The sequence below is a fragment of the Streptococcus orisasini genome, assembly GCF_001431045.1.
Classification (GTDB): domain Bacteria; phylum Bacillota; class Bacilli; order Lactobacillales; family Streptococcaceae; genus Streptococcus; species Streptococcus orisasini.
Genome location: NZ_BCLE01000027.1, coordinates 13,540 through 34,335, shown reverse-complemented (window position 1 = coordinate 34,335; position 20,796 = coordinate 13,540). Strand labels below are relative to the sequence as shown.

19 protein-coding genes and 1 pseudogene are annotated in these 20,796 nt (G+C 42.5%); 3 read left to right on the top strand and 17 right to left on the bottom strand.

Features of this window, described 5'->3' with window-relative positions:
• Positions 1–105: 105 nt before the first annotated feature.
• From alaS to SCSH_RS04890, 10 genes and pseudogenes are all read right to left on the bottom strand, one after another.
• Complete coding sequence (alaS, locus tag SCSH_RS04935) at positions 106–2,724, bottom strand: alanine--tRNA ligase (RefSeq protein WP_057490780.1); 2,619 nt, start codon at positions 2,722–2,724, stop codon at positions 106–108.
• 93 nt (positions 2,725–2,817) lie between these two features.
• Positions 2,818–3,315 (bottom strand): LURP-one-related/scramblase family protein, encoded by a 498-nt coding sequence (locus SCSH_RS04930; protein WP_057490783.1) that lies wholly within the window; start codon positions 3,313–3,315, stop codon positions 2,818–2,820.
• Positions 3,316–3,555: 240 nt separating this feature from the next.
• Positions 3,556–4,548 carry a peptidylprolyl isomerase PrsA gene (prsA, locus tag SCSH_RS04925; RefSeq protein ID WP_057490779.1) on the bottom strand — a complete coding sequence of 331 codons (993 nt, stop codon included), beginning with the start codon at positions 4,546–4,548 and terminating at the stop codon, positions 3,556–3,558.
• 60 nt (positions 4,549–4,608) lie between these two features.
• A complete protein-coding gene (locus tag SCSH_RS04920; protein WP_057490778.1) occupies positions 4,609–5,316 on the bottom strand; it encodes an O-methyltransferase in 708 nt (235 codons plus the stop codon).
• Between the two features lie 83 nt (positions 5,317–5,399).
• A pseudogene (locus tag SCSH_RS04915) lies at positions 5,400–6,017 on the bottom strand (HAD-IA family hydrolase).
• Between the two features lie 177 nt (positions 6,018–6,194).
• On the bottom strand, positions 6,195–7,997 hold the full coding sequence (gene pepF / locus SCSH_RS04910; RefSeq protein ID WP_057490777.1) for an oligoendopeptidase F: 1,803 nt from the start codon (positions 7,995–7,997) through the stop codon (positions 6,195–6,197).
• A 77-nt stretch (positions 7,998–8,074) separates the two neighbouring features.
• Positions 8,075–9,067 (bottom strand): competence protein CoiA, encoded by a 993-nt coding sequence (locus SCSH_RS04905; RefSeq protein WP_057490776.1) that lies wholly within the window; start codon positions 9,065–9,067, stop codon positions 8,075–8,077.
• A 368-nt stretch (positions 9,068–9,435) separates the two neighbouring features.
• Positions 9,436–10,392: a ketopantoate reductase family protein gene (locus tag SCSH_RS04900; RefSeq protein WP_057490775.1), complete on the bottom strand. Its 957-nt coding sequence runs from the start codon at positions 10,390–10,392 to the stop codon at positions 9,436–9,438.
• A 17-nt stretch (positions 10,393–10,409) separates the two neighbouring features.
• Positions 10,410–10,793, bottom strand: a complete 384-nt coding sequence (locus tag SCSH_RS04895) for a hypothetical protein (RefSeq protein ID WP_057490774.1) — start codon at positions 10,791–10,793, stop codon at positions 10,410–10,412.
• Positions 10,790–11,245: a LytTR family DNA-binding domain-containing protein gene (locus SCSH_RS04890; RefSeq protein ID WP_193743684.1), complete on the bottom strand. Its 456-nt coding sequence runs from the start codon at positions 11,243–11,245 to the stop codon at positions 10,790–10,792. The genes SCSH_RS04895 and SCSH_RS04890 overlap by 4 nt, the downstream gene beginning before the upstream one ends.
• 263 nt (positions 11,246–11,508) lie before the next feature.
• Here SCSH_RS04890 and SCSH_RS04885 point away from each other — a divergent pair, with 263 nt between their 5' ends.
• Positions 11,509–12,825: a metal-dependent hydrolase family protein gene (locus SCSH_RS04885; protein WP_057490772.1), complete on the top strand. Its 1,317-nt coding sequence runs from the start codon at positions 11,509–11,511 to the stop codon at positions 12,823–12,825.
• 374 nt (positions 12,826–13,199) lie between these two features.
• Here the strand turns inward: SCSH_RS04885 and SCSH_RS04880 are convergent, their stop codons facing one another.
• Positions 13,200–13,916 carry a pseudouridine synthase gene (locus SCSH_RS04880; RefSeq protein ID WP_057490771.1) on the bottom strand — a complete coding sequence of 239 codons (717 nt, stop codon included), beginning with the start codon at positions 13,914–13,916 and terminating at the stop codon, positions 13,200–13,202.
• Between the two features lie 98 nt (positions 13,917–14,014).
• Here SCSH_RS04880 and SCSH_RS04875 point away from each other — a divergent pair, with 98 nt between their 5' ends.
• On the top strand, positions 14,015–14,971 hold the full coding sequence (locus tag SCSH_RS04875) for a glutathione S-transferase family protein (protein WP_057490770.1): 957 nt from the start codon (positions 14,015–14,017) through the stop codon (positions 14,969–14,971).
• Positions 14,972–15,096: 125 nt separating this feature from the next.
• Here the strand turns inward: SCSH_RS04875 and nagB are convergent, their stop codons facing one another.
• Positions 15,097–15,798, bottom strand: coding sequence for a glucosamine-6-phosphate deaminase (gene nagB, locus SCSH_RS04870; protein WP_057490769.1), 702 nt, complete (start codon positions 15,796–15,798; stop codon positions 15,097–15,099).
• Positions 15,799–15,978: 180 nt separating this feature from the next.
• Positions 15,979–16,659 carry a VIT1/CCC1 transporter family protein gene (locus SCSH_RS04865; RefSeq protein ID WP_057490768.1) on the bottom strand — a complete coding sequence of 227 codons (681 nt, stop codon included), beginning with the start codon at positions 16,657–16,659 and terminating at the stop codon, positions 15,979–15,981.
• A gap of 224 nt (positions 16,660–16,883) precedes the next feature.
• Between SCSH_RS04865 and queA the strand changes: the two genes are divergently transcribed.
• Positions 16,884–17,912 (top strand): tRNA preQ1(34) S-adenosylmethionine ribosyltransferase-isomerase QueA, encoded by a 1,029-nt coding sequence (queA, locus tag SCSH_RS04860; RefSeq protein ID WP_057490767.1) that lies wholly within the window; start codon positions 16,884–16,886, stop codon positions 17,910–17,912.
• A 77-nt stretch (positions 17,913–17,989) separates the two neighbouring features.
• Here queA and buk read toward each other — a convergent pair whose 3' ends face one another.
• The 4 genes from buk to SCSH_RS04840 are packed head-to-tail and all read right to left on the bottom strand — an operon-like array spanning position 17,990 to position 20,793.
• Positions 17,990–19,099 carry a butyrate kinase gene (gene buk, locus SCSH_RS04855; RefSeq protein WP_057490766.1) on the bottom strand — a complete coding sequence of 370 codons (1,110 nt, stop codon included), beginning with the start codon at positions 19,097–19,099 and terminating at the stop codon, positions 17,990–17,992.
• A gap of 14 nt (positions 19,100–19,113) precedes the next feature.
• Positions 19,114–20,109, bottom strand: coding sequence for a phosphate acyltransferase (locus SCSH_RS04850; RefSeq protein WP_057490765.1), 996 nt, complete (start codon positions 20,107–20,109; stop codon positions 19,114–19,116).
• Positions 20,110–20,118: 9 nt separating this feature from the next.
• Positions 20,119–20,352 carry an acyl carrier protein gene (locus SCSH_RS04845; RefSeq protein WP_057490764.1) on the bottom strand — a complete coding sequence of 78 codons (234 nt, stop codon included), beginning with the start codon at positions 20,350–20,352 and terminating at the stop codon, positions 20,119–20,121.
• A gap of 15 nt (positions 20,353–20,367) precedes the next feature.
• The gene (locus tag SCSH_RS04840) at positions 20,368–20,793 is read right to left on the bottom strand and encodes a Zn-ribbon domain-containing OB-fold protein (protein ID WP_238581367.1); all 426 of its coding nucleotides are present in this window, start codon (positions 20,791–20,793) and stop codon (positions 20,368–20,370) included.
• Positions 20,794–20,796 lie beyond the last annotated feature (3 nt).

Here is a 20,796-nt window from a genome sequence, read left to right as displayed (position 1 = left end):
CACCGTAGATGAATTGCAATTATATCTAATAATAAAAATTTCTATGGAGCATTGAGAAAAAATCCACAATAAAAAACCAAGTCATTTGAACTTGGTTTTTTTAGTTTACAAATTATCTCCAACGGCAGCCAGTAAAGCAGCAATTTTAGTTGCATCACTACCGCCCGCCATGGCCATGTCCGGTTTTCCGCCGCCGCGGCCGGAAACGATTGGTGCGAGTTGTTTGATTAAATTGCCGGCATGGACGTCCTTGCTCTTGCTTGCGACAAGGACATTGACCTTTTCACCAATTCTGGCAGCTAAAACAAGGAGATCTGAGTAGTCTTTTTGTTTCCACTTATCGGCGAAAGTGCGCAGGGCTCCAGCATCAGAGACCTCAACTTGGCTGGCAATATAGCGCAGACCGTTTGCTTCTTTTACCTCTTTGAAAACATCTCCGGCTGCAGCTGCGGCTGCTTTTTCTTTTAGCTCGGTATTTTCTTTTTGCAGCTGATGAAGCTGTTCTTGAAGTGCAGCAACCTTGCTTGCGACCTGATTCATTTGCGGCACTTTAAGTGTTGCAGCAATTTCTTTCAGGGCATCTTCTTCTTCACGATAAGCCTCAAAAGCTTCTTTGCTGGTTACCGCCAGAATACGACGGGTTCCTGAACCGATACCTTCTTCTTTGACAATCTTGAAAATGCCGATTTCAGAAGTATTCTTCAGATGAGTACCACCACAAAGCTCTACCGAATAATCTCCGATTGAAACCACACGGACTTCTTTGCCGTACTTCTCACCAAAGAGAGCCATAGCTCCCATTTTCTTAGCCGTATCAATATCTGTTTCAATAGTCGTAACCGGAACGGCCTGCCAAATCTGTTCATTGACCTCTTCTTCAATGCGGCGCAGCTCTTCAGCCGTTACGGATTCAAAATGGGTGAAGTCAAAGCGAAGGAAGCCTTCTTCATTGAGCGAACCTGCCTGAGTAGCATGATTACCGATGACATTGTGCAGAGCTGCATGGAGCAAGTGAGTAGCCGTATGATTTTTCATGACCCGATTGCGGCGGTCATGGTCAATTTCCAAATGGTAAACTTCTCCTATTGACAGGCTGGCTAACACTTCCACAGTATGCAGAGGCTGACCGTTTGGTGCTTTTTGTACATCTGTCACACGGGCAAGAGTGTCTCCCTTATCGTTCTTGATAAGACCGTGGTCAGCCACCTGACCGCCCATTTCAGCGTAGAATGGCGTTTCGGCAAAGACAAGGAGGGCTTGCCCTTCTGACACAGCTTCTGTACGCTCATTATTTGCAATGATGACAGAAAGGGTACTGTCCAAAGCCTCTTTTTCGTAATTAAAGACTGACTTTTCAGTGATACTTGACAGAGTTTCATTTTGCATGCCCATGGATCCGCCCTTGACAACGCTGGCGCGAGCCCGGTCCTGCTGCTCTTTCATGGCAGCCTTAAAGCCATCATGATCAATCTTAAAGCCTTGATCCTCAGCCAGTTCTTCGGTCAATTCTACCGGGAAGCCATACGTATCATAGAGTTTGAAGATATCTTGGCCAGCAAGCGTATCCTGACCTGCTTTTTTAAGCTCAGCCAGCAATTGATCCAAGTGACCTGATCCGGCATCAATGGTGCGAGCAAAGGTTTCTTCTTCACGTTTGACAATTTTTTGAATAAAGTCTTGTTTTTCCAAAATTTCTGGATAATAAGACTCCATAATCTGTCCGACAGTCGGTACCAGTTTATACAAGAAAGACTCATTGATGCCCAGACGGCGGCCATGCATGACAGCCCGACGCAGCAGACGGCGCAGCACATAACCGCGGCCTTCATTGCCCGGCAGAGCTCCATCACCGATAGCAAAAGCCAGCGAGCGAATGTGGTCGGCAATGACTTTAAAGCTCATGTTGTCACCGTCTGGATCGTAAGTTTTGCCAGATAATTTTTCAATGTCACGGATAATCGGTAGGAAAAGGTCTGTTTCAAAGTTTGTTTTAGCCCCTTGCATAACAGCAACTAAGCGCTCCAAACCAGCTCCCGTATCAATATTTTTGTGGGGCAGTTCCTTGTACTCAGAACGCGGAACAGCAGGATCTGCATTGAATTGAGACAGTACGATATTCCAGATTTCGATGTAGCGGTCATTTTCAATATCTTCAGCCAGAAGACGAACGCCCATATGATCTGGGTCAAAATCTTCTCCGCGGTCAAAGAAGATTTCGGTATCCGGTCCTGAAGGTCCAGCACCAATTTCCCAGAAATTATCCTCAATCGGAATCAAATGACTAGGATCCACGCCGCATTCAATCCAGCGGTTGTAAGAGTCCTTATCGTCCGGATAATAGGTCATATAAAGTTTATCTTTAGGAAAATCAAACCATTCAGGACTGGTTAAAAGTTCAAAACCCCATTTGATAGCATCATCGCGGAAATAGTCACCCACCGAGAAATTGCCCAGCATTTCAAACATGGTATGGTGGCGAGCTGTTTTACCGACATTTTCAATATCATTGGTCCGAATGGCCTTTTGGGCATTGGTGATGCGAGGATTTTCAGGGATAACCGATCCATCAAAATATTTCTTCAGCGTTGCTACACCTGAATTGATCCAGAGTAAGGTTGGATCGTTGACAGGGACAAGATTAGCTGATGGTTCAACAGCATGATCTTTGGACTTCCAAAAGTCCAACCACATTTGACGTACTTGAGCACTGGTTAATTGTTTCATAATAAAATACCAAGAGCTTTACCTTGTTTTCACAGAGGTTAGCTCTGTCTTCATTCCTTTCTTAAATTAATGATGAGAGTCTTAGAGTGACATTTAATTACTGGCAGAATTTGCTGCGCTGTGTTCCATTTCTTTGACATAGTCAATGGCAATGACAAGTGATATCACCATATCCGCATACTGGTCATCATGAACTTTAATATTGTATGTCGAAGTCAGACGCAGCCACTCCTGAGAAATACTGGCAACTTCTTGACCATTCTTTAGGAGACGAAAATTCATGTCCCAAAAATCACCTTGAATTTCCATACCCAGATTTTCGATGGTGTAATGAGGCTTGAAAAACGACAGATCCTTTTTCAAGGAAAATGAAGAGCCATCGCTTAGGTTCACATAAAATTTAGGAAGAAAAGACAAGGTCTTCTTTTGAATATGACTGACCTGATTGCCTTGCATATCGTAAATTGTAAATGTTTTAGGAATTTGCAAAAAGCTCCCAACCACTTCATAAGAGGGCAGACCAGCCTCATCTGTAATAGTAAATTTACCGCCAAGCGACCACATTTTTTGTTTAATCTGAAAATTCTTCATAACCTTTTCTCCAAAAAAACAAGTCCACTGCAAGAAGGGCGAAAAAACCGCGGTACCACCTTCATTCAATGAACTTGTCATTCTTATTTTCTTATTTTATTTAACTTCAATCAAGCAGCAAGATTTTTCGCTTTGCATAGCTCGCATCAACCGCTATTTTTCTGAGGCAAGGGCATAAAAATCAATTCTTGATAGCTTTAATTATACTGTCTTTTGCAGCATCCGTCAATTCTTGCAAACCTATTCTGCAGATGTAGTCTCTGCAGCACTTGTTTGATCAGCGGCTGCTGTTGTTGTATCATCACTTGCAGCTGTTGTTGTCGCTTTGGAATCAGAAGAGTTGCCTGCTGCATATTGTGAAAGAATCTCGCTGAAGGCTCTGTCTTTAACCTTTACGTTGGCTTTTTTAAAGGCCTTACCAATGACAGCATTGCGGAAATCAGTATCTGTTAATTTTTGATTAACAATGATTTCTTTCAAGCGCTTCTTATAAGCTTTCCAATCAGCATTTTTGTCTTCTTTCTTAATAACCTTAACGATATAATAGACAGGTTTGTAAGTGGAAGAATCCGCTGTTGTAATAACGTCAGATACGCCATCTTTATCAAGCGCCAAGGCTGCTGTCATCACTTGACTTGGAAGATCAGTTGAGCCTGAGTCAAAGGTATAGTCAGTCTTATCACCTTTAGTATTGTCTTTAGCAATTTTAGCAAAGTCTGCACCGTCTGCTTTAGCTTCTTCCAAGACAGACTTAGCCTTGTTTTCATCGTCTAATTGAATGACTTGGGCTGTTACTTCTGGTTTATAATCTTTATATGCTGCCTTATAATTTGCATCGGTCAAATCTTTTTTAGCTTCTTCTTTTACAGCATACTCCAATAATTTTTCAGAGCGAATTTGCTTTTTGTAAGTTTCCTTAGTGTAGCCGCGGGAAGCTAAGATACTTGAGAAAGAATCACCATAGTATTTAACAGCATTGTTATAAGCCTTAGTAACTTCTTTATCAGAAACCTTATCACCGTATTGCTTTTCAAAAACTTTTGAGACTACCAGAGACAGCACAGCCTGCTTAGAAGCAGTTGACTCCTTTACCTCGTTGTAAAAATCTGCAACAGTGATAGTGTCACCTTTCATCGTAATAATCTTACTGTTTTGTGTTGTCTTGGAACAAGCCGCCAATGTGACAACAGAAAGCAAGGTAACAAGTCCTGTAACAATCGTACGTTTTTTCATTCTTGATAACTCCTTTTTGTCATTAACTTTTTTATTATACCATAATTTCTTAAATATGACTTAATCAGGCAGTTTGGCTTTCTCGCTGTTCTTACGAATCATGAGCAGGCCGTCGCCAAGCGGCAAGAGACTAGCTGTCAAACTAGGATGCGTTAAGGTCGCATCAAATAATTTCTGCAGACCGCGATAAATAGCTCTCTGATTGCGATGAATTTCTTCGATGGGCTTGGTCACATCGCCTCCCTGAAAAACATCATCCAAAACAACAAGACCGCCAACCGCCAGACGCTCTAAAACAGCTGGCAGAAAAACAATGTATTTTGATTTGGCCGAATCCATAAAGACAAAATCATAGGTCTCATCAAGATTCGCTAAAATATCCGACGCTTCCCCCTCAACAAGATGAATTTGCTTACGGTTGTCGTATTTCGCAAAATTAGCCTTGGCTAAAGCAATCATCTCAGGATTGCGGTCAATCGTTGTAATCTCAGATTCAGGAGCATTTTCAGCCATTAACAGTGCTGAAAAACCAATAGCTGTGCCAATTTCCAAAATTTTTTGAGGCTGCAGAATCTGCATCAACAAACGAAAATAGGCCGCTGTTTCCGGCGGAATAATCGGTATGTTTTCCTTGCGGGCAAAGTCTTCCAATTCCGCTAATGCCCCTTGATTTTGCTGCTGACGTTCTCGCATAAATGCAAGAACAGTTTCAGAAACAATAGGCCGACGCATATTGCGGTTGGCATTTTTACTGTAAGTTTTAACCATAGTCTTTATTATAACAAAAAATAAAAGTCAGGGCAGTGAAAAATCATTTCATGAAATTTTCTGTCAGACCTTTTCACATGAGCTTAAAAACAATTCAGCTGTGTCAGAGCCCAAAGATTTTCAATTTTTTGATTGATAGAAGAACTTGGCTGAACCAAATTGATGGATTGAATGCCTGCATTTTCAGCAACCTCAACATCCAGACGCCTGTCACCAATATAATAAGTGTGCTCTTTATTTAAAGCGTATTTTTCCAGCAGATAAAAAATCCCTTGCGGGTGCGGCTTGCGCTTAAAACCTGACACGCTGGTCAGCACCTCGGTAAAGTAGCCTTCAATTCCTAATTCTGCCAGTACTGCCTTGGTTGAAGCTCCCTTGTGAGTATACATAAACTGCTCAATGCCCTTTTCTTTTCCCCACTGCAGGGTTTCTTTGGCAAAGGGCAGCAGCTCAATTTTGTCATCACGTTTTTGCTGTTCTTCTGTGAAAAAGGCCTTGAGCTCAGAAGACTTAAGCCTCTGCTGCTTAGCCACCTTATCTAAAAGCTATCCCACAGATTCCTGCAAAATATAACGCCGAATAAAATTAGCATCAAAAGGCAGATGATAATGCTTATAAGTCTCATCCAAAGCTTCCATAATCGCATCGTAAGAATCAATCAAGGTTCCGTCCAAATCCCAAATAAAAGCTGTCTGCGGCATTGTTTCTCCCAGTTTCTCATCCAATAAATATTATCCTTAAACGGACCTTTTCATTATAACAAACACAGCAAAAAATCGCTAGAAACAGTGCAAGAAAACCGTTTCCAGCGATTTTTTGGATTAAATTTGCTGGTATTTTAGTAGCGCATTTCAAAGCAGCATTAAACTTGTCTTTGCTTACTTATACACGCCTCTTTCAACCAATTTTTCCAGCTCAGTCAGACGCTCTTCAAAAACCTGAAAGGCCGCATCCAGATAGTCTCCCTTGGTCATGTCAACACCTGCTTTGGCAATGACATTAAGCGGATAATCTGAATTTCCCGCCTTGAGATAACTGAGGTATTTATCCTTATCTTCCTGACTGCCGTGCACAATCTTATGCGCAAGATAGCTAGCAGCAGCAAAACCAGTCGCATACTGATAAACGTAGAAATTATAGTAAAAATGCGGAATTCTGGCCCATTCATACTGAATTTCTGGATTGTCTTTTTTAGCCAAGCCATAATATTTTTCATTTAAATCAGCATAAAGGTTACTCAAATAATCGCTGGTCAGCACTTCACCTGCTTGAGCTGCCTGATGGATCAGCTGTTCAAACTCAGCAAATTGACTTTGCCGAAAGACAGTTCCCTTGAAGCCATCCAGATAATGATTGAGAATGGCAAAGCGTTCTTTATCATCTGTCACTTCTTGCAAAAGCGTTTCTGTCAAAATGTTTTCATTGGTAGTTGAAGCAATCTCAGCCAGGAAAATAGAATAGTCCCCATAAACATAGGGCTGGTTTTCACGAGTAAAGACCGAGTGCAGCGAATGCCCTGTCTCATGAACAAGCGTAAACAGGTTGTCCAGCGTGTCCTGCCAGTTGAGCAGGATAAAAGCATTGGTGTCATAAGATCCGCCTGAATAAGCACCTGAGCGTTTGCCCTTATTGACCTGAACATCAATCCAGCGTTCTGTAAAGACACGGTGCACGCGCTCTGAATAATCATTACCAAAAACTGCCAGAACTTCTTGAGCCTTTTTCAAAGCTTCATCATAGGTAAAACTCATATCTGTCTTTGATAAAGGCGTATAAATATCATACATCCTAAGGTCATCAAGTCCTAAAATCTTCTGGCGGAGTTTAACATAGCGCCTAAGCAGGGGAAGATGCTTATTAACAACTTGCAGCAAGGTGTCGTAAACACTCTCTGGGATAAAATTATCAGCCAGAGCGGCCTCACGCGCACTTGTATATTTTCTCGTCTCAGCCTTAAAATTGTGAACCTTAACATTGGTTTCTAAAGTCTTAGCATAGGTGTGCTGAAACTGCTCATAAACGCTGTAATAAGCTTGGTAAGCAGCCTTTCTGACCGTGCGATCTTTAGATTCCATCAAGGTGATAAAATTGCCGTGCGTCAGCTCAACTTCCTGGTTCTGCTCGTCCAAAACTGTTGGAAAGGCAATATCCGCATTGTCCAGAATCTCAAAGGTTTCACCGGCCGATCCGAAAATTTCACCGGCAGCAGCCAGCAACTCTTCTTCTTTGTGAGACAGGACATGTTCCTTTTGCTGAAATAATTTTTCAAAGAAATGGCTGTAAGCTGCCAGCTGAGGACATTCCGCTAAAAAATTCTGATATTTTTCTGTGGACAGCTGCATAAATTCAGGTTCGTAAAAGGCAAAAGTCTGGTTAAATTTGGCTGCCAGAGTTACTGCTTTGGCCTGAAATTCTTGATATTTGGCGACTGTCGTGTCTTGGTCATTTTTCATGGAAGCATAAACATAGACTTTTTCCAAGCGGCGGCTTAAAGCCAAGTACTGCTCAGTAATTTCTAAGAGCTTTTGACCCGAATCCAAAAGATGGCCGGCGGCCGTTTTCGCCTTTTTTAAATCTGCGCCAAGCGTCTTTTCTTCTTTTTCCCAATCCCTGTCCTTTGCAAAAATGGTAGTCAAATCCCACTGATATTTTTCTTCAATATGCTTACGGTTATCAGACATAAGGTAAACACCAAGAACACTTAAAAACGGCCGGAAGACAGGACATGCTCAGGATTTTCATGCTTGCAGCAAGCAGCCTAACTTTCAGCCGGCCGGTCCGTGTTCTTTTCCTTTCTGCTAATGATATGATTACTCCTCATTTTATCATAAAAAGCCGGCGGATACAGTGTTTGAACAGTCTTATTTTCTTGATGCTGATAATAGTGGAAAAAAGCTGCATAAAAAGACTCTAAATCGGCCTGAATTTGACAAAAACCGCCCTTTACCTCAGGCGGTCTGACCTGTGGAAAAAAGTCAGCATCCGACTGCACTATCAGATTACGTCCTTGTGAATAAGCAAGTTCCTGCTGACGCAACCAGTGCAGATTGCCCGCCATAAGCTGTTTTTGAACTGCCAAACCAACCTGTTGGTGCTGCTTAACCTGATAGGAAAGCAAGGTTTGCCGGCGGTAGGGCAGACGCAAAAAATCCATGATATTGGCAGCAAAGGGGCAAGTCTTGGTCTGATAATAAACCTTGCCAAAAATATCCTCGTAAATCAGATACTTTAAACGCAGACAGTGCCTGTCCAAGTCCAATTCCCACAGATGAAAACCCATATTCTGTGAAAAATAAAGCAGCTGCTTCTGCAAATTGGACAGACGTCTAGTCAACCACAGCTTCTTCCCCAGCAGCCACAGCACCTGAAAACCATTGTTTTGATAGGCCTGCGTCCGCTCACGCAGGTGGTTTTCGGACAGACGCGAACATTGCACTTCCAGAGCCAATTTTTCATTGACCAAAAGATCCGCAATCTGTCCCAACTGGGGCAGAACCTGCTCCACGGCAACCCGCTCAGTCCTTGATAAACCAGCATAAAGCTCCGCCTTAAGAGACAGATGCTCTGCCGATTCATTCTCATTGTAAAACCGGCAGTTTTGAAGACTAATATGAGCAAAATGCGGCCGCATAACAGAACCATGCCTAAAGCGCACCGCCTCTCCGCAGGCCGGACAGAAGAAAGTGGTCTTTTGGGGAAGTCCCTCTAAAAGATTAATCAGTTCACCAGCCTTATTTTTTGCAACTAACATGACACACCTCTAATATAAAAAAGATTGGAACAGACCCCATGATGGCTTGTCCCAACTTTTAAAAATCAACTATTTCTTTTTGAACAACAGCATCAGCACAAATAATAGTCAAAGAAAATCCAAAGCAGACTAGACAAAAAGCCGCAAACAGTGATGAAATACGGCAAGATGACCTTCACTATATTATTCGTAAATGACTTTGAAAATGTGTCAATATGGTAAATTGGATCTCAAAAAGCAATTTAACTAGTATTATTATACGTAAGCTTGCTAGATACCTCCCTTTTGCAGGTGATTGCGCAGCAATCATTGCTGTCTTTCTCACCTTCATAAAACCATTGGATATTGAAATGCTCCCGATTTGATTATTAAGAAAGTTTATTTAATGTTTCTTCATAAGACTGGTAAAAATGAGGAGCCGCTAGTTTCATCGCTTGGCCACTGTCATAGACACATTTGCAGACAAACAGTAGATCACTAAGGTTATTGTGCAGGGTCATGATTTTACGGGTCAGGACCTTTTTTGCAAACATGCGTTTCATAAGGGGAACAGACAGAAAAGTAGGAATTTTGTAAGCTAACAATTCATCATTGTAGTTCTTGAGAGTAAGACCTCGAGCTGCTACAATCTGTGAGGTTTCACGAATATTCTTTACAGCTGCTTTTAGGGTTTGTGAGGACTTCATGGCAGCTTCAACGGCTGCTTCTGTATCGACCATGTCAGCATACTTGCCAATAGCTGAGATAACACCAGCATTGATAGCCATATGCAGCCAAATCCATTCCAGCATGTCGTAAGGCTGCTCCAGTTTAATTTGGCAGTCAGAAAAGAGCTGAACCAAATCTTGATAGTTAGGAATAACTGCCTTCTCCTTTCTTTCCAGCATAAAATGATCGAAAAGACAGCAAGACAGTTTGTTGTCCTTGAGATTACCGCCGGCAACAGGGTAGCCTAAAATGTAAGAGCGTCCTTTCACTATATTTTCAACATAAGCACGGTCTTCCCAAATTCCACAAGCCAAAATCAGGGTACCAGAAATACCCTCTGCTGCCAGATTATCTATGACAGAAGCCAGACCTCCCGATGGGACACTGACAAAGATGAAGTCATAAACTTTGCTGGAACAGTGCTTCACCTGATAAATGTCACTACTTTCTACTCCGTTTTTCTCAGTTCGGCCATCCAACAAATCCACTCGGAGTTGCCGGACAGCAGCTTTGGGACTATCCTTTCTGAGGTAATGTTCGACCTCATGCCCAGCTTTTTGAAAGGCATATCCATAAATAGTTCCGATTGTTCCCAGACCTACGACTAAAATTTTCATAATAAAACGTCCTTTCTCTATCCACGTCGTTTTCTAATAAGCGAGTTGATTTCCTGAGCTTCCTGCCCTAGATAGAAAAGATCCAAGAGATAAGACAGTAAATAAATAATCAAGCCAATAACCAAAAGAACCCAGAGTTTGGCATTCCAATGGAAAGGAAAACTGGAACCAAAGATGATCCCTTCAATAAGAACAAGGTCAAGAAGACCTCTGGCCATTTCCCACTGGACTTCCCATTTTTTTCTCAAAAGTAGCGCCAAATGAATCAAAATATTGACCAAGAAAACTTGGAAAATCGTGATTAATAAGATCCATTCTGCTTGAAAATAAAGAGCAAAAAGAGCTAATAAGATTAGGGAAATAGCGGTTGTTGCCAGAGTATTGGTAACTATTTTTCTCATGTTCTGCTTCCTTTCAGGGCTTCTTTGACATCATTCAGATAACTGCGATTGACAATGACCTTCTCACCGTTGAGCAAAGTCGCTTCCATGCGGCTATTAAAAAGCGGCCGAATGCTTTCTAAAACATTGATATTGAGCAGACAGCTCTTAGAAATTTGAACAAATCCATCATTTTGCAAATCTTGGAGCAGTTGATAGAGTCTCAGATCTGTCTGATAAACAGCATTTGCCAAATAAACAAAAGTCTTCTTATCTACACTTTCGATATAGTAGATGTCCGAAAGATTGACCAAATACTCTACTCCGTCCTCATAACAGCTGATTTGCTTATCAACACTTTCCAAAAATGTTAAAATTCGCTCAACCAGCCTATTTTTATCACTATATTTTAAACTGACTTCCAGCTCCTTGAAGCTGGCATCCTGTTCGATTCGTAATTTCATAGTTTTTATTATAACACAGCTTGTCTACCAAAAAATCCCGCATCAACCAAGATGCAGGATTAAGAAACTGAGATACATCACTTACAAGTGTAGAAAATTTTCAATCTTAGCAGTCTGCCCACGAAAAAATGAAAATTAATCAATTTTGACACAATAGTTACTTTTGTCTACCTCTTCTTTGTAAAAACAGTAGAATTTTGATTTATTTTATCTAGTGCTCTATAATTTAACCAATTATATAAGAATAACCTAGACTTATCAAGGAGAATCTCATGCCTGCTACAGTAATCCGTGACGTTCAGCTGATCGATCTAGAAACAGCTACTATTAACGTAAGACATCTTTTCATAAGTGAACAGGGTGTTATTGAAAAGATCAGTTCTGTTCTTCCAGCTGATCTTGAGCATTATCACATCATTGAAGGGAAGCAACGCTTTGTCCTTCCCGGTCTCATCAATCTTCATACCCATCTTTTTGGAAGCGGAAATGCCTTAAAAACCCCTTCAGCTCCTTTTTTACAAGGAGTCTACTTACATTTGCTCAACACTAATTTAGGTAAAAAATTACTCCTTTCCCGAATGAAAAGGAATGCCTATACAGAGCTGCAAACAGGGGTCACGACACTCAGAACGGTAGGTGAAGGACTGTATCAAGATATCGTGCTGCGCGACCAAATCGAGCGAGGAGATAGCCTAGGGCCAACTTTAGTCGTTTCAGGACCCATGCTGAGTGCTAAGGATGGTCACGGTACGCCTTTTGTGGCAAGGGAAAATACTTCCATCTCTGACTATCTTCAAAATGGTCAGCAAAACATTGATCGCGGAGCTGACTGGATAAAGATTTGCATCACAGGTGGCGTTACAGATGCCAAGGCTTTAGGTGAAGCAGGTCAAGTCCAAATGAAACTAGAGGAAGCAGAAGCCCTTTGCCATAAAGCCCACAAACAGGGTATCTTGGTTGCAGCCCATGCCGAGAGTACAGAGGGTGTCAGGATTGCCTTAAAAGCAGGTGTTGATTCCATTGAACATGGTTTTACTATGGATGAAGAGATGATACAGCTTTTTAAAAACAATCCCAAATCTTACAGAGGGTACAGTGCGCTTATTCCTACCTTCTCACCAGCCATCCCCTTTGCTAATCTTTCCCAAGAAGACCTCGGTGTGACGGAATTGGTCTATCAAAATGGAAAAGCCATCTACCAGGGGATACTTAAAGGTTTTCAGCAAGCTCTTCAACATCATATTACTGTTGGAATCGGCAATGACGCTTCTATGACACTAGTGACCCATTATGATTTCTGGCGAGAGCTGGTTTACTGCCAAGAGCTTGGAGGGCTTAGCAATCAAGACGTTCTTAAAATGGCTACCAGCGGAAACGCTCAAATCTTAGGAATAGAAGATACCTGTGGAACTATCGCTGTTGGTCAAACAGCAGATTTGTTGCTCTTAGATCAAAATCCACTTGAAACTCTTCAAGCTTTAAAACATATCAGTTTGGTTATCAAAAAAGGAACCCCTGTTGACAAAACACATTTTCGCAAACTAAAGAAAATTGATAAGCTTTTAGAAAAAATGGACGGTAAGACTTGACTTACAGTCTTTTAGTTTTAATAAGGGAAGATCAGTTGATAAAAATGAGGAAATCACCTCTAAAGCCATAGGTTTACTGGCATGTCAGCCTACAACTAATGAGAGTGTAGACAAACTCATTTTTCAATGCAAACATATTTTCTCTGCAAATACCAATTGAAATGGCATTGATTTGTGAGCGACGCGAGCCCTAAGCGAGACTTTTCGCCGTGATAAAAGTGCCTGAAAAGCTGACGTTTCAGGCACTCGGAAGATTTGAGACCTTAGGCTCAAATCTTAGGCATGGAATTCCGAAGGAAGTCGCTGCCGTCCGTATCACCCAAGGAAAGTCTCATAAAAAAACTTTGTCTTCACTCTGATATAAACTCCTTTGCTCAATCCAAATAATCTTTAAGGTCTTTCTTCTCTTCTTCGGTCAACTCCCGATACTTGCCAACAGGAAAATCGCCCAATTCAAATGGCCCAAAGGAAATCCGCTTGAGATAGGTGACCTTGACCCCATAGGCCAGAAACATTTTCTTGACCTGATGAAGTTTGCCTTCAGAAATGGTGATATAAGCACAGCTAATCTCTGGACTGGAGCTGATAATCTGTAACTTAGCTGGTTTACAGACAGTACCGTCTAAAAAAGCGATGCCATTTTCAAAAAAGGAAGGAGCATCAGGATGCAATTCATCATTGACCTCAACATAGTAGGTCTTGTCCACATGGTGTTTGGGGTGGAGCAGGCGAAAACCCAAGGGGCCATTGTTGGTAATGAGAATTAGCCCTTCGGTGTCACGATCCAAGCGCCCAACGGGATAGAGCCCTGTGCGGCGGTCACTAGGATCAATCAAATCAATCACAGTCTGATGCTGCTCATCACGCACTGCCGAAACCACACCATTTGGTTTGTTAAGGATATAGTAAACGTCAGGAGAATAGCTAAACGGCTTGCCAGATACAGTAATATCCTGCAAACTCGGATCCACATTGAGGTTATCAGCAACTGCAAATTCACCATCCACGCGCACCTGGCGGCTGCGAATGAGTTTTTTGATCTGACCCCGTGAGCCAAATCCAGCCTGAGCCAGTAATTTATCTAAACGCATATATTTATTGTATCATGCCAAGCCAAACTTTTGCATATTTTAGAGATAAACGCTAAACTATCACTAATTAGTAATATTTAGAAATAAAGGAGTTGACTATGGGACTTTTACAAGATGGAAAATGGGTTGACAAGTGGTATGATACCAAGTCAACCGGCGGAAAATTTGTCCGCACAACCACACAATTTCGCAGCTGGATTACTAAGGACGGCTCTGCTGGTCCAACTGGTAGTAGCGGCTTCAAGGCGGAGTCCGACCGCTACCACCTCTACATCTCACTAGCTTGTCCTTGGGCTTCTCGTACCCTCATCATGCGTGCCCTCAAAGGTTTAGAAGAGCACATCTCCATTTCTGTGGTCAATCCTTTCATGCTGGAACACGGCTGGACCTTTAAGCAGGCTGACGGTGTCATTGCTGACTCTGAGCTACACAGCGACTACCTCTATCAAGTTTACTTAGCTGCGCAGCCTGATTATTCTGGACGCGTGACTGTGCCTGTTCTGTGGGACAAGAAAACCAAGACCATTGTTAACAATGAATCTGCTGAAATCATGCGCATGCTTAACACGGCCTTTAATGACATCACAGGCAACACCGCTGACTATTACCCAAAAGAGCTTCAAGCTGACATTGATGCCATGAATGATTTTGTCTATCCAAATATCAATAATGGTGTCTACAAGGCAGGTTTTGCTACTTCTCAGGCGGTCTACGAAGAAGAGGTCAAAAATCTTTTTGCTGCGCTGGATAAATTAGAAACGCTGCTGTCTTTCCAAAACTACCTTATTGGCAATCGTTTCACCGAAGCGGATATCCGCCTCTTCACAACCCTTGTGCGTTTTGACTCTGTCTATTACGGACATTTCAAATGCAATATTCGCCGCCTTCTTGACTATCCAAATCTGTGGAACTACACCAAAGGCATTTTTAATATGCCCGGTATCGCTGCTACGGTTAATTTTGACCATTTCAAAAAACATTATTACGGCAGCCACAAGACCATAAATCCTACAGGCATCATTCCAGCTGGACCTGAATTGGATTGGAGTCTATAAAAAAGCTCAGCCCTAATTTGGCTGAGTTTTCTATTAGCTATACTCACAGACTTTCTCCCAATCACTGCGTCAAACTGTTATAGCTAAAACAGTTGAAAAGCGGTAGGGCTTTCACTTTCTTGGTCTTAAAGCTTGCTAGCTGCGGCTTCATCTACAACGACTACAACATCAGGATGCTTTTGCAGGATGCTAGCCGGCAAATCCTCGGTGATAGGACCATTAACCATACGATTGACTGCGTCAGCTTTTTCCTCACCATAAGCCATAAGGACAATGGTCTTAGACTTCATAATGGAAGCAATGCCCATAGAAATGGCCTGAGTCGGAACATCCTCCGGCTTGTCAAAAAAGCGACTGTTGGCTTCAATGGTGCTGGGACTTAAATCCACAACATGGGTAGTACTGTCAAAAGCGGTTCCCGGCTCATTAAAACCAATATGCCCATTACGGCCAATTCCCAAAATCTGAAAATCGATAGGGTACTTTGCAATCAACTCTTCATAGCGCTGGGTTTCCGCCTGTAAATCAGCTGCCATGCCATTGGGCAGAAAACTATTCTTAAAAGGTTTGGCAGCAAAGAAATGCTGCTGCATGAAGTAAGCATAGCTTTGAGGATTGCTAGCAGACAGACCAACGTACTCATCCAAGTTGATGCTGGTCAGTTCAGACAGGTCCAGCTGGCTGTTGACGATTTCCTTGTAAAAAGTCAAGGGTGTGCTGCCTGTTGCTAAGCCTAAGGTTTTAGCGCCAGCAGCTAATTTTTCTTTGAGGAGGGCGAAGACAAGCTTTCCTCCTTCTTCTTGATTCTTTATAGTAATGACTTTCATAAAAACCTCCTTTGGTCTATACCAGTTATCTGTTTTTATTATACGGTATAGACCAATTTTTGTCAAGCTCCTATTCCCAGCTAGCTATAAACAATCTAGCCTTGCTTTTCTTCTTCCATTAATAAAAGACAAAAGACCAAGACAAGAAGTCTCAGTCTTTTAGCATATCAGGCTGCTTGATCACAGTGAAAAGAGCTGGCCGATAAGATAGGTGGCAAGCATGGTCAAAAGGCCGATAGAAACATTGCGGCGCATGGCAGGTCTAGTCGGAGCATCTCCCAAACGGGCACTGACATAGCCGGTAATCAACAATGCTGCTACCACAACTGCAACTGTCGCAATAATTCGAATGCTTTCTGGAAACAGCATAATGGCTGCTGTCGGAAACAAGGAACCGATGATAAAAGAAATAAAACTGGATAAGGCAGCATGCCAGGGATTGGTAAATTCTTCAAATTCAATCCCGTACTTTTCTTCAACCAAAGTCTTAATGGGATTATTAAGGAAGGCCTTGTTGACTAGAAGTTCTGCTGCTGTTTCACATTCACCCTTGGCTAAATAGACATCATATAAAGATTTCTTAGCAGCAGCTGGATCGCTCTTTAGCAGCTGTTGCTCGCGAACAACGGCTGCTTGTTCCGTATCCTTTTGGGTACTGACACTGACATATTCTCCGCCTGCCATAGAAAAAGCGCCCGCCAAAATAGCCGAAAGACCTGATAAAAAGATAATCCATAAATCAGCTGTTGCACTGGCAACTCCGATGACCACACCTGCAATGGAAATAATACCATCATTGGCCCCCAGAACCCCTGCACGCAGGATATTCAGGCGCTTTGAAAAATTTTGTTCTTGTTCCATAAGTTACTCCAGACTGTTTTTTATAAAGCCCCTAAAATAAACATGCTGCTCGAAACTCCTGCGGCTGCAAAAAAACTTTTCCTTGCAGGTTTATTTTGCGACATCTTATTAATATATTATACACCTTATTTAGAATCATTACAAATAAATTTTATAAAGATGACTGATAATCTATCTCATGTTATAATGGTAAGGCTGAAAACCTGAATATTAGAGGATATAAGATGAATACTACTGACTTTGATTTCCATTTGCCCGAAGAATTAATTGCCCAAACACCGCTCAAGCAGCGTGACAGCTCCAAACTGTTGGTCATTGACCATAAGACCAAGGCCATGAAAGACACCCATTTTGACCATATCATTGATGAGCTCAATCCGGGTGATGCCTTGGTTATGAATGACACCCGCGTGCTTCCTGCCCGGCTGCATGGTGAAAAAGCTGAAACCCACGGTCATGTAGAATTGCTGCTCTTAAAAAACATTCAGGGCGATCAGTGGGAGGTTTTGGCTAAACCTGCTAAACGCCTTAAAGTCGGCAGTCGGATTTCTTTTGGCGATGGCCGTTTAAAAGCTACCATCAAAGAAGAATTAGAGCACGGTGGACGCATTGTGGAGTTTTCCTACGATGGTATCTTCCTAGAAGTTTTGGAGAGTCTCGGGGAAATGCCTCTGCCGCCTTATATTCATGAAAAACTAGAAGATCGTGATCGCTATCAGACTGTTTATGCCAAAGAAAATGGTTCTGCTGCTGCACCGACAGCTGGCCTCCATTTTACAGAAGAACTTTTGAACAAAATCGAAGCCAAGGGTGTAAAATTAGTCTATCTGACCCTGCATGTGGGACTCGGGACTTTCCGACCTGTTTCCGTTGACAATGTGGATGAACACCAAATGCACTCTGAATTCTACAGCCTGTCTCCGGAAGCTGCCCAAACACTAAAAGATGTCAAGGCAAAGGGCGGACGCATTGTGGCAGTCGGAACAACTTCTATTCGTACCTTGGAAACCATCGGCAATAAGTTTGCCGGTCAAATTGAAGCCGACTCCGGCTGGACCAATATTTTTATCAAACCGGGCTATCAATTTAAGATTGTTGATGCCTTTTCAACCAATTTTCACCTGCCAAAATCAACTCTGGTCATGCTGGTTTCAGCCTTTGCCGGACGCGAATTTGTCCTAGATGCCTACCAGCATGCCATTGACCAACACTACCGTTTCTTTAGTTTTGGCGACGCCATGTTTGTCAAATAAAAAAATGCCTCAAAATGAATTCCTTACCAAAAGTCAGACTGACATTGGAAGAGCGTTCATCTTGAGGATTTTTCTTTTTATAAAGAGAGCCTCTGCTTATCCCAAACCGGCTGTCCGATGTAGTGTTTGACCTCTTCCTTCCCCGTCAAAACACGAAGAGCACCGTTAACCATGGCCATCATTTCAAATTCACCGGGATAGGTATAAATCGGAGCTATCCAGCCACAATAATTTCTCAGCTGGGCCACAAGATTATCATTATAAACCATGCCGCCGCCAAGCAAAATAGCCTGAATATTTCCCTTTAAAACAGCTGCCATCTGGCCAATTGTCTTTGCTATCTGATAAATCATGCTGTCCCAGACTAGCCTAGCTTGGGAATTGCCTGCTTGTCCTGCTTCAAAGACAGCTTTAGCATCAGATGTCCCAAGCAGACTTACTAGACCTCCTGTTTTTGTGCATAGTTTTTTTAAATCACTAATCTGAGCGCCCTTTTCCAACAATTCGATAACTGAAGCTAAAGATAGACTGCCCGAACGTGTCGGCGCCATCGGTCCTTCGCCGCCTACAATATCAATGCCATCAATCATTTTCCCCTTTTGATGGGCAGACACCGAGATGCCACCTCCGATATGGCAGACGATGTAATTGACATCCTGATAGCTTTCTCCTTGTTTTTTAGCGTGCTGCAGAGCTGTTTCTTTCAGGTTGAGCGCATGAAGATGGCTGGTTCGATAAAGTCCTTTAATTCCAGTCATCCTCGCCAAATCTTGATATTCATCTGTATCAGGCGGATTGACAACATAGGCCGGACAGGCAGCCTCTTGGGCAAAATACTTAGCCAACTGCGGTCCCAAATTTGCTGGATGCTCAACGCCGTTAGCTCCAGTTTCAGCATCTTGATAGAGCTTGTCATCAATAAGATAAACACCGCCTGCAAGCGGCAGCAGCCCACCGCCGCGGCCAACCACTGCATCAAAATCGGTCAAAACAATATTTTCTGCTGCTAAAACCTTTTCGATCAAAGATCTGCGATAGTCCAGCTGCTGGCTGACATGCTCAAAGGCTGCCAGTTCTTGACTGTCATGGCTGACATTTTTTTCAAGGATCATTTGGCTGCCTTTAAAACAGGCAATTTTTGTTGAAGTAGAACCTGGATTAATAGCTAAAATGCTATACTCAGTCATCACATCACCTACTTCTAATACATAGCACGAACGGCTGTCAAAGCAATATTGCCAACTAATTCAGACACTGGTGCACTGCGTGAACAGTCGCTGATAACCTTATTCATGCCGGTAATCATTGGTCCGTAGGCATCTGCGTGAGCAAATTGCTGAACCAGTTTGACTCCGATATTGCCAGCATTTAGGTCTGGATAGATAAGGACATTGGCTTTACCGGCAACCCTTGATCTACCTGAAATTTTCTTGCTGGCTGCAGCTGAATTAACAGCCGTATCTAATTGAAATTCACCTTCGATTTGCAAATCAGGGCGTTGTTCTTGTGCAATCCTCACAGCATCAGTGACTTTATCAACTAATTCTCCGCTTCCGCTGCCTAAAGTGGAGTAGGAAAGCAGGGCACAGCGCGGCTCCCAATCAAAAAGAGCCTGCACTGCTTCACAAGCAGAAATAGCAATACTAGCTAAATCCTGAGCATCAGGGTTTTGACAAACAGCAGCATCACCAAAGGCCAACAACTGTCCCTCCGAACCAGCAAAACCTGGAATATCCATAATCCCGCAGCTGGAAACAGTCTTAATGCCTTCTTTTAAGCCAAGGATACTCTGACCGGCCAGAATGATATCGCCAGTCGGATGAGAAATCCCGGCAAAAGCAGCATCAGCCTTGCCAATAGCTGTTAAGACCAGCGCATAATACAAAGGATCCGCCATACGGCGTTTTAGAGACTTTCCTTTAAAAATAGCGTAAGGATAGTCAGCATAGTGACTCATTATGTCTTCCTGCAGGCTTTGGTCTGCTAAATCATAAATGTCAAAAAGTGACGCATCAAGTTCGTTTTCGCGGCAAAGCTCTTTAATAACTGCAGGATTTCCTACCAAAAGAGGACGAATGCAGCCTGCCTTAGCCGCTTCAAAAGCTGCCTGCAGCATTTTGCTGTCATCGGCTTCAGGAAAGACCATTCGTGCCGGCCTTTCCTTAGCTTTATGATAAATTTTTTCCATAACATCCATTGCCATCACCTACATTTCTGCTTCCACCGCTTTCACTAAGTCAGCAATTGTTTTGAATTTTGCAGCTTCTGAAATGGGAATCATGACATCCAGTTCATCTTCAATGTTGGCAATGAGACTGACCATCAAAAGCGATGATGCTGCCAGTTCTTCTTTAAAATGAGTGTCTAAAGTCAGCTCGCTTTTGTCCTTGTTAAAAGCTTGTGCTACTAATGCAAGTACTTCTTGTTCCAATTCTGACATCTTATTTCCTCTTTTCTATTTGGCTTGTGCTAAAAATTCTTCATCAACTTCAAAGACAACCATCTTGTAACCATCACGCGGCACAATAATGGCATGCACGGGAACATTTGGCAAATGAGCCTCCATGAAATCACGGTTTTTCTTCTTAACACCTTTGATAATACAGTTAAAATAAGCACCCTCTTCAATTTCAACAGAACCATAAGCATAAGGTTTCATGTCATCGTTGATTGGCTGGTGGGTCATCATGCCGGGCAAAAAGAAGTCAATCATTTTGCCTTTGCCTGAAATTTCTACCCATTTCATATCATGCAGCTCACCACAGGAATTGCAGGTCAGAACCGGTGGAAATTCAACTGCTCCGCAGCCAGAACACTGACGGCCCAATAATTTCCCTTCATCTAAAGCGTCATAGTAGGTTTTTACAATTTTTTCCATCATCTT

Bases quoted from the DNA above. Each gene is read 5' to 3' on its own strand.
- alaS (WP_057490780.1), bottom strand. From the start codon at position 2,724: ATGAAACAATTAACCAGTGCTCAAGTACGTCAAATGTGGTTGGACTTT.
- SCSH_RS04930 (WP_057490783.1), bottom strand. From the start codon at position 3,315: ATGAAGAATTTTCAGATTAAACAAAAAATGTGGTCGCTTGGCGGTAAA.
- prsA (WP_057490779.1), bottom strand. From the start codon at position 4,548: ATGAAAAAACGTACGATTGTTACAGGACTTGTTACCTTGCTTTCTGTT.
- SCSH_RS04920 (WP_057490778.1), bottom strand. From the start codon at position 5,316: ATGGTTAAAACTTACAGTAAAAATGCCAACCGCAATATGCGTCGGCCT.
- pepF (WP_057490777.1), bottom strand. From the start codon at position 7,997: ATGTCTGATAACCGTAAGCATATTGAAGAAAAATATCAGTGGGATTTG.
- SCSH_RS04905 (WP_057490776.1), bottom strand. From the start codon at position 9,067: ATGTTAGTTGCAAAAAATAAGGCTGGTGAACTGATTAATCTTTTAGAG.
- SCSH_RS04900 (WP_057490775.1), bottom strand. From the start codon at position 10,392: ATGAAAATTTTAGTCGTAGGTCTGGGAACAATCGGAACTATTTATGGA.
- SCSH_RS04895 (WP_057490774.1), bottom strand. From the start codon at position 10,793: ATGAGAAAAATAGTTACCAATACTCTGGCAACAACCGCTATTTCCCTA.
- SCSH_RS04885 (WP_057490772.1), top strand. From the start codon at position 11,509: ATGCCTGCTACAGTAATCCGTGACGTTCAGCTGATCGATCTAGAAACA.
- SCSH_RS04880 (WP_057490771.1), bottom strand. From the start codon at position 13,916: ATGCGTTTAGATAAATTACTGGCTCAGGCTGGATTTGGCTCACGGGGT.
- SCSH_RS04875 (WP_057490770.1), top strand. From the start codon at position 14,015: ATGGGACTTTTACAAGATGGAAAATGGGTTGACAAGTGGTATGATACC.
- nagB (WP_057490769.1), bottom strand. From the start codon at position 15,798: ATGAAAGTCATTACTATAAAGAATCAAGAAGAAGGAGGAAAGCTTGTC.
- SCSH_RS04865 (WP_057490768.1), bottom strand. From the start codon at position 16,659: ATGGAACAAGAACAAAATTTTTCAAAGCGCCTGAATATCCTGCGTGCA.
- queA (WP_057490767.1), top strand. From the start codon at position 16,884: ATGAATACTACTGACTTTGATTTCCATTTGCCCGAAGAATTAATTGCC.
- buk (WP_057490766.1), bottom strand. From the start codon at position 19,099: ATGACTGAGTATAGCATTTTAGCTATTAATCCAGGTTCTACTTCAACA.
- SCSH_RS04850 (WP_057490765.1), bottom strand. From the start codon at position 20,109: ATGGATGTTATGGAAAAAATTTATCATAAAGCTAAGGAAAGGCCGGCA.
- SCSH_RS04845 (WP_057490764.1), bottom strand. From the start codon at position 20,352: ATGTCAGAATTGGAACAAGAAGTACTTGCATTAGTAGCACAAGCTTTT.
- SCSH_RS04840 (WP_238581367.1), bottom strand. From the start codon at position 20,793: ATGATGGAAAAAATTGTAAAAACCTACTATGACGCTTTAGATGAAGGG.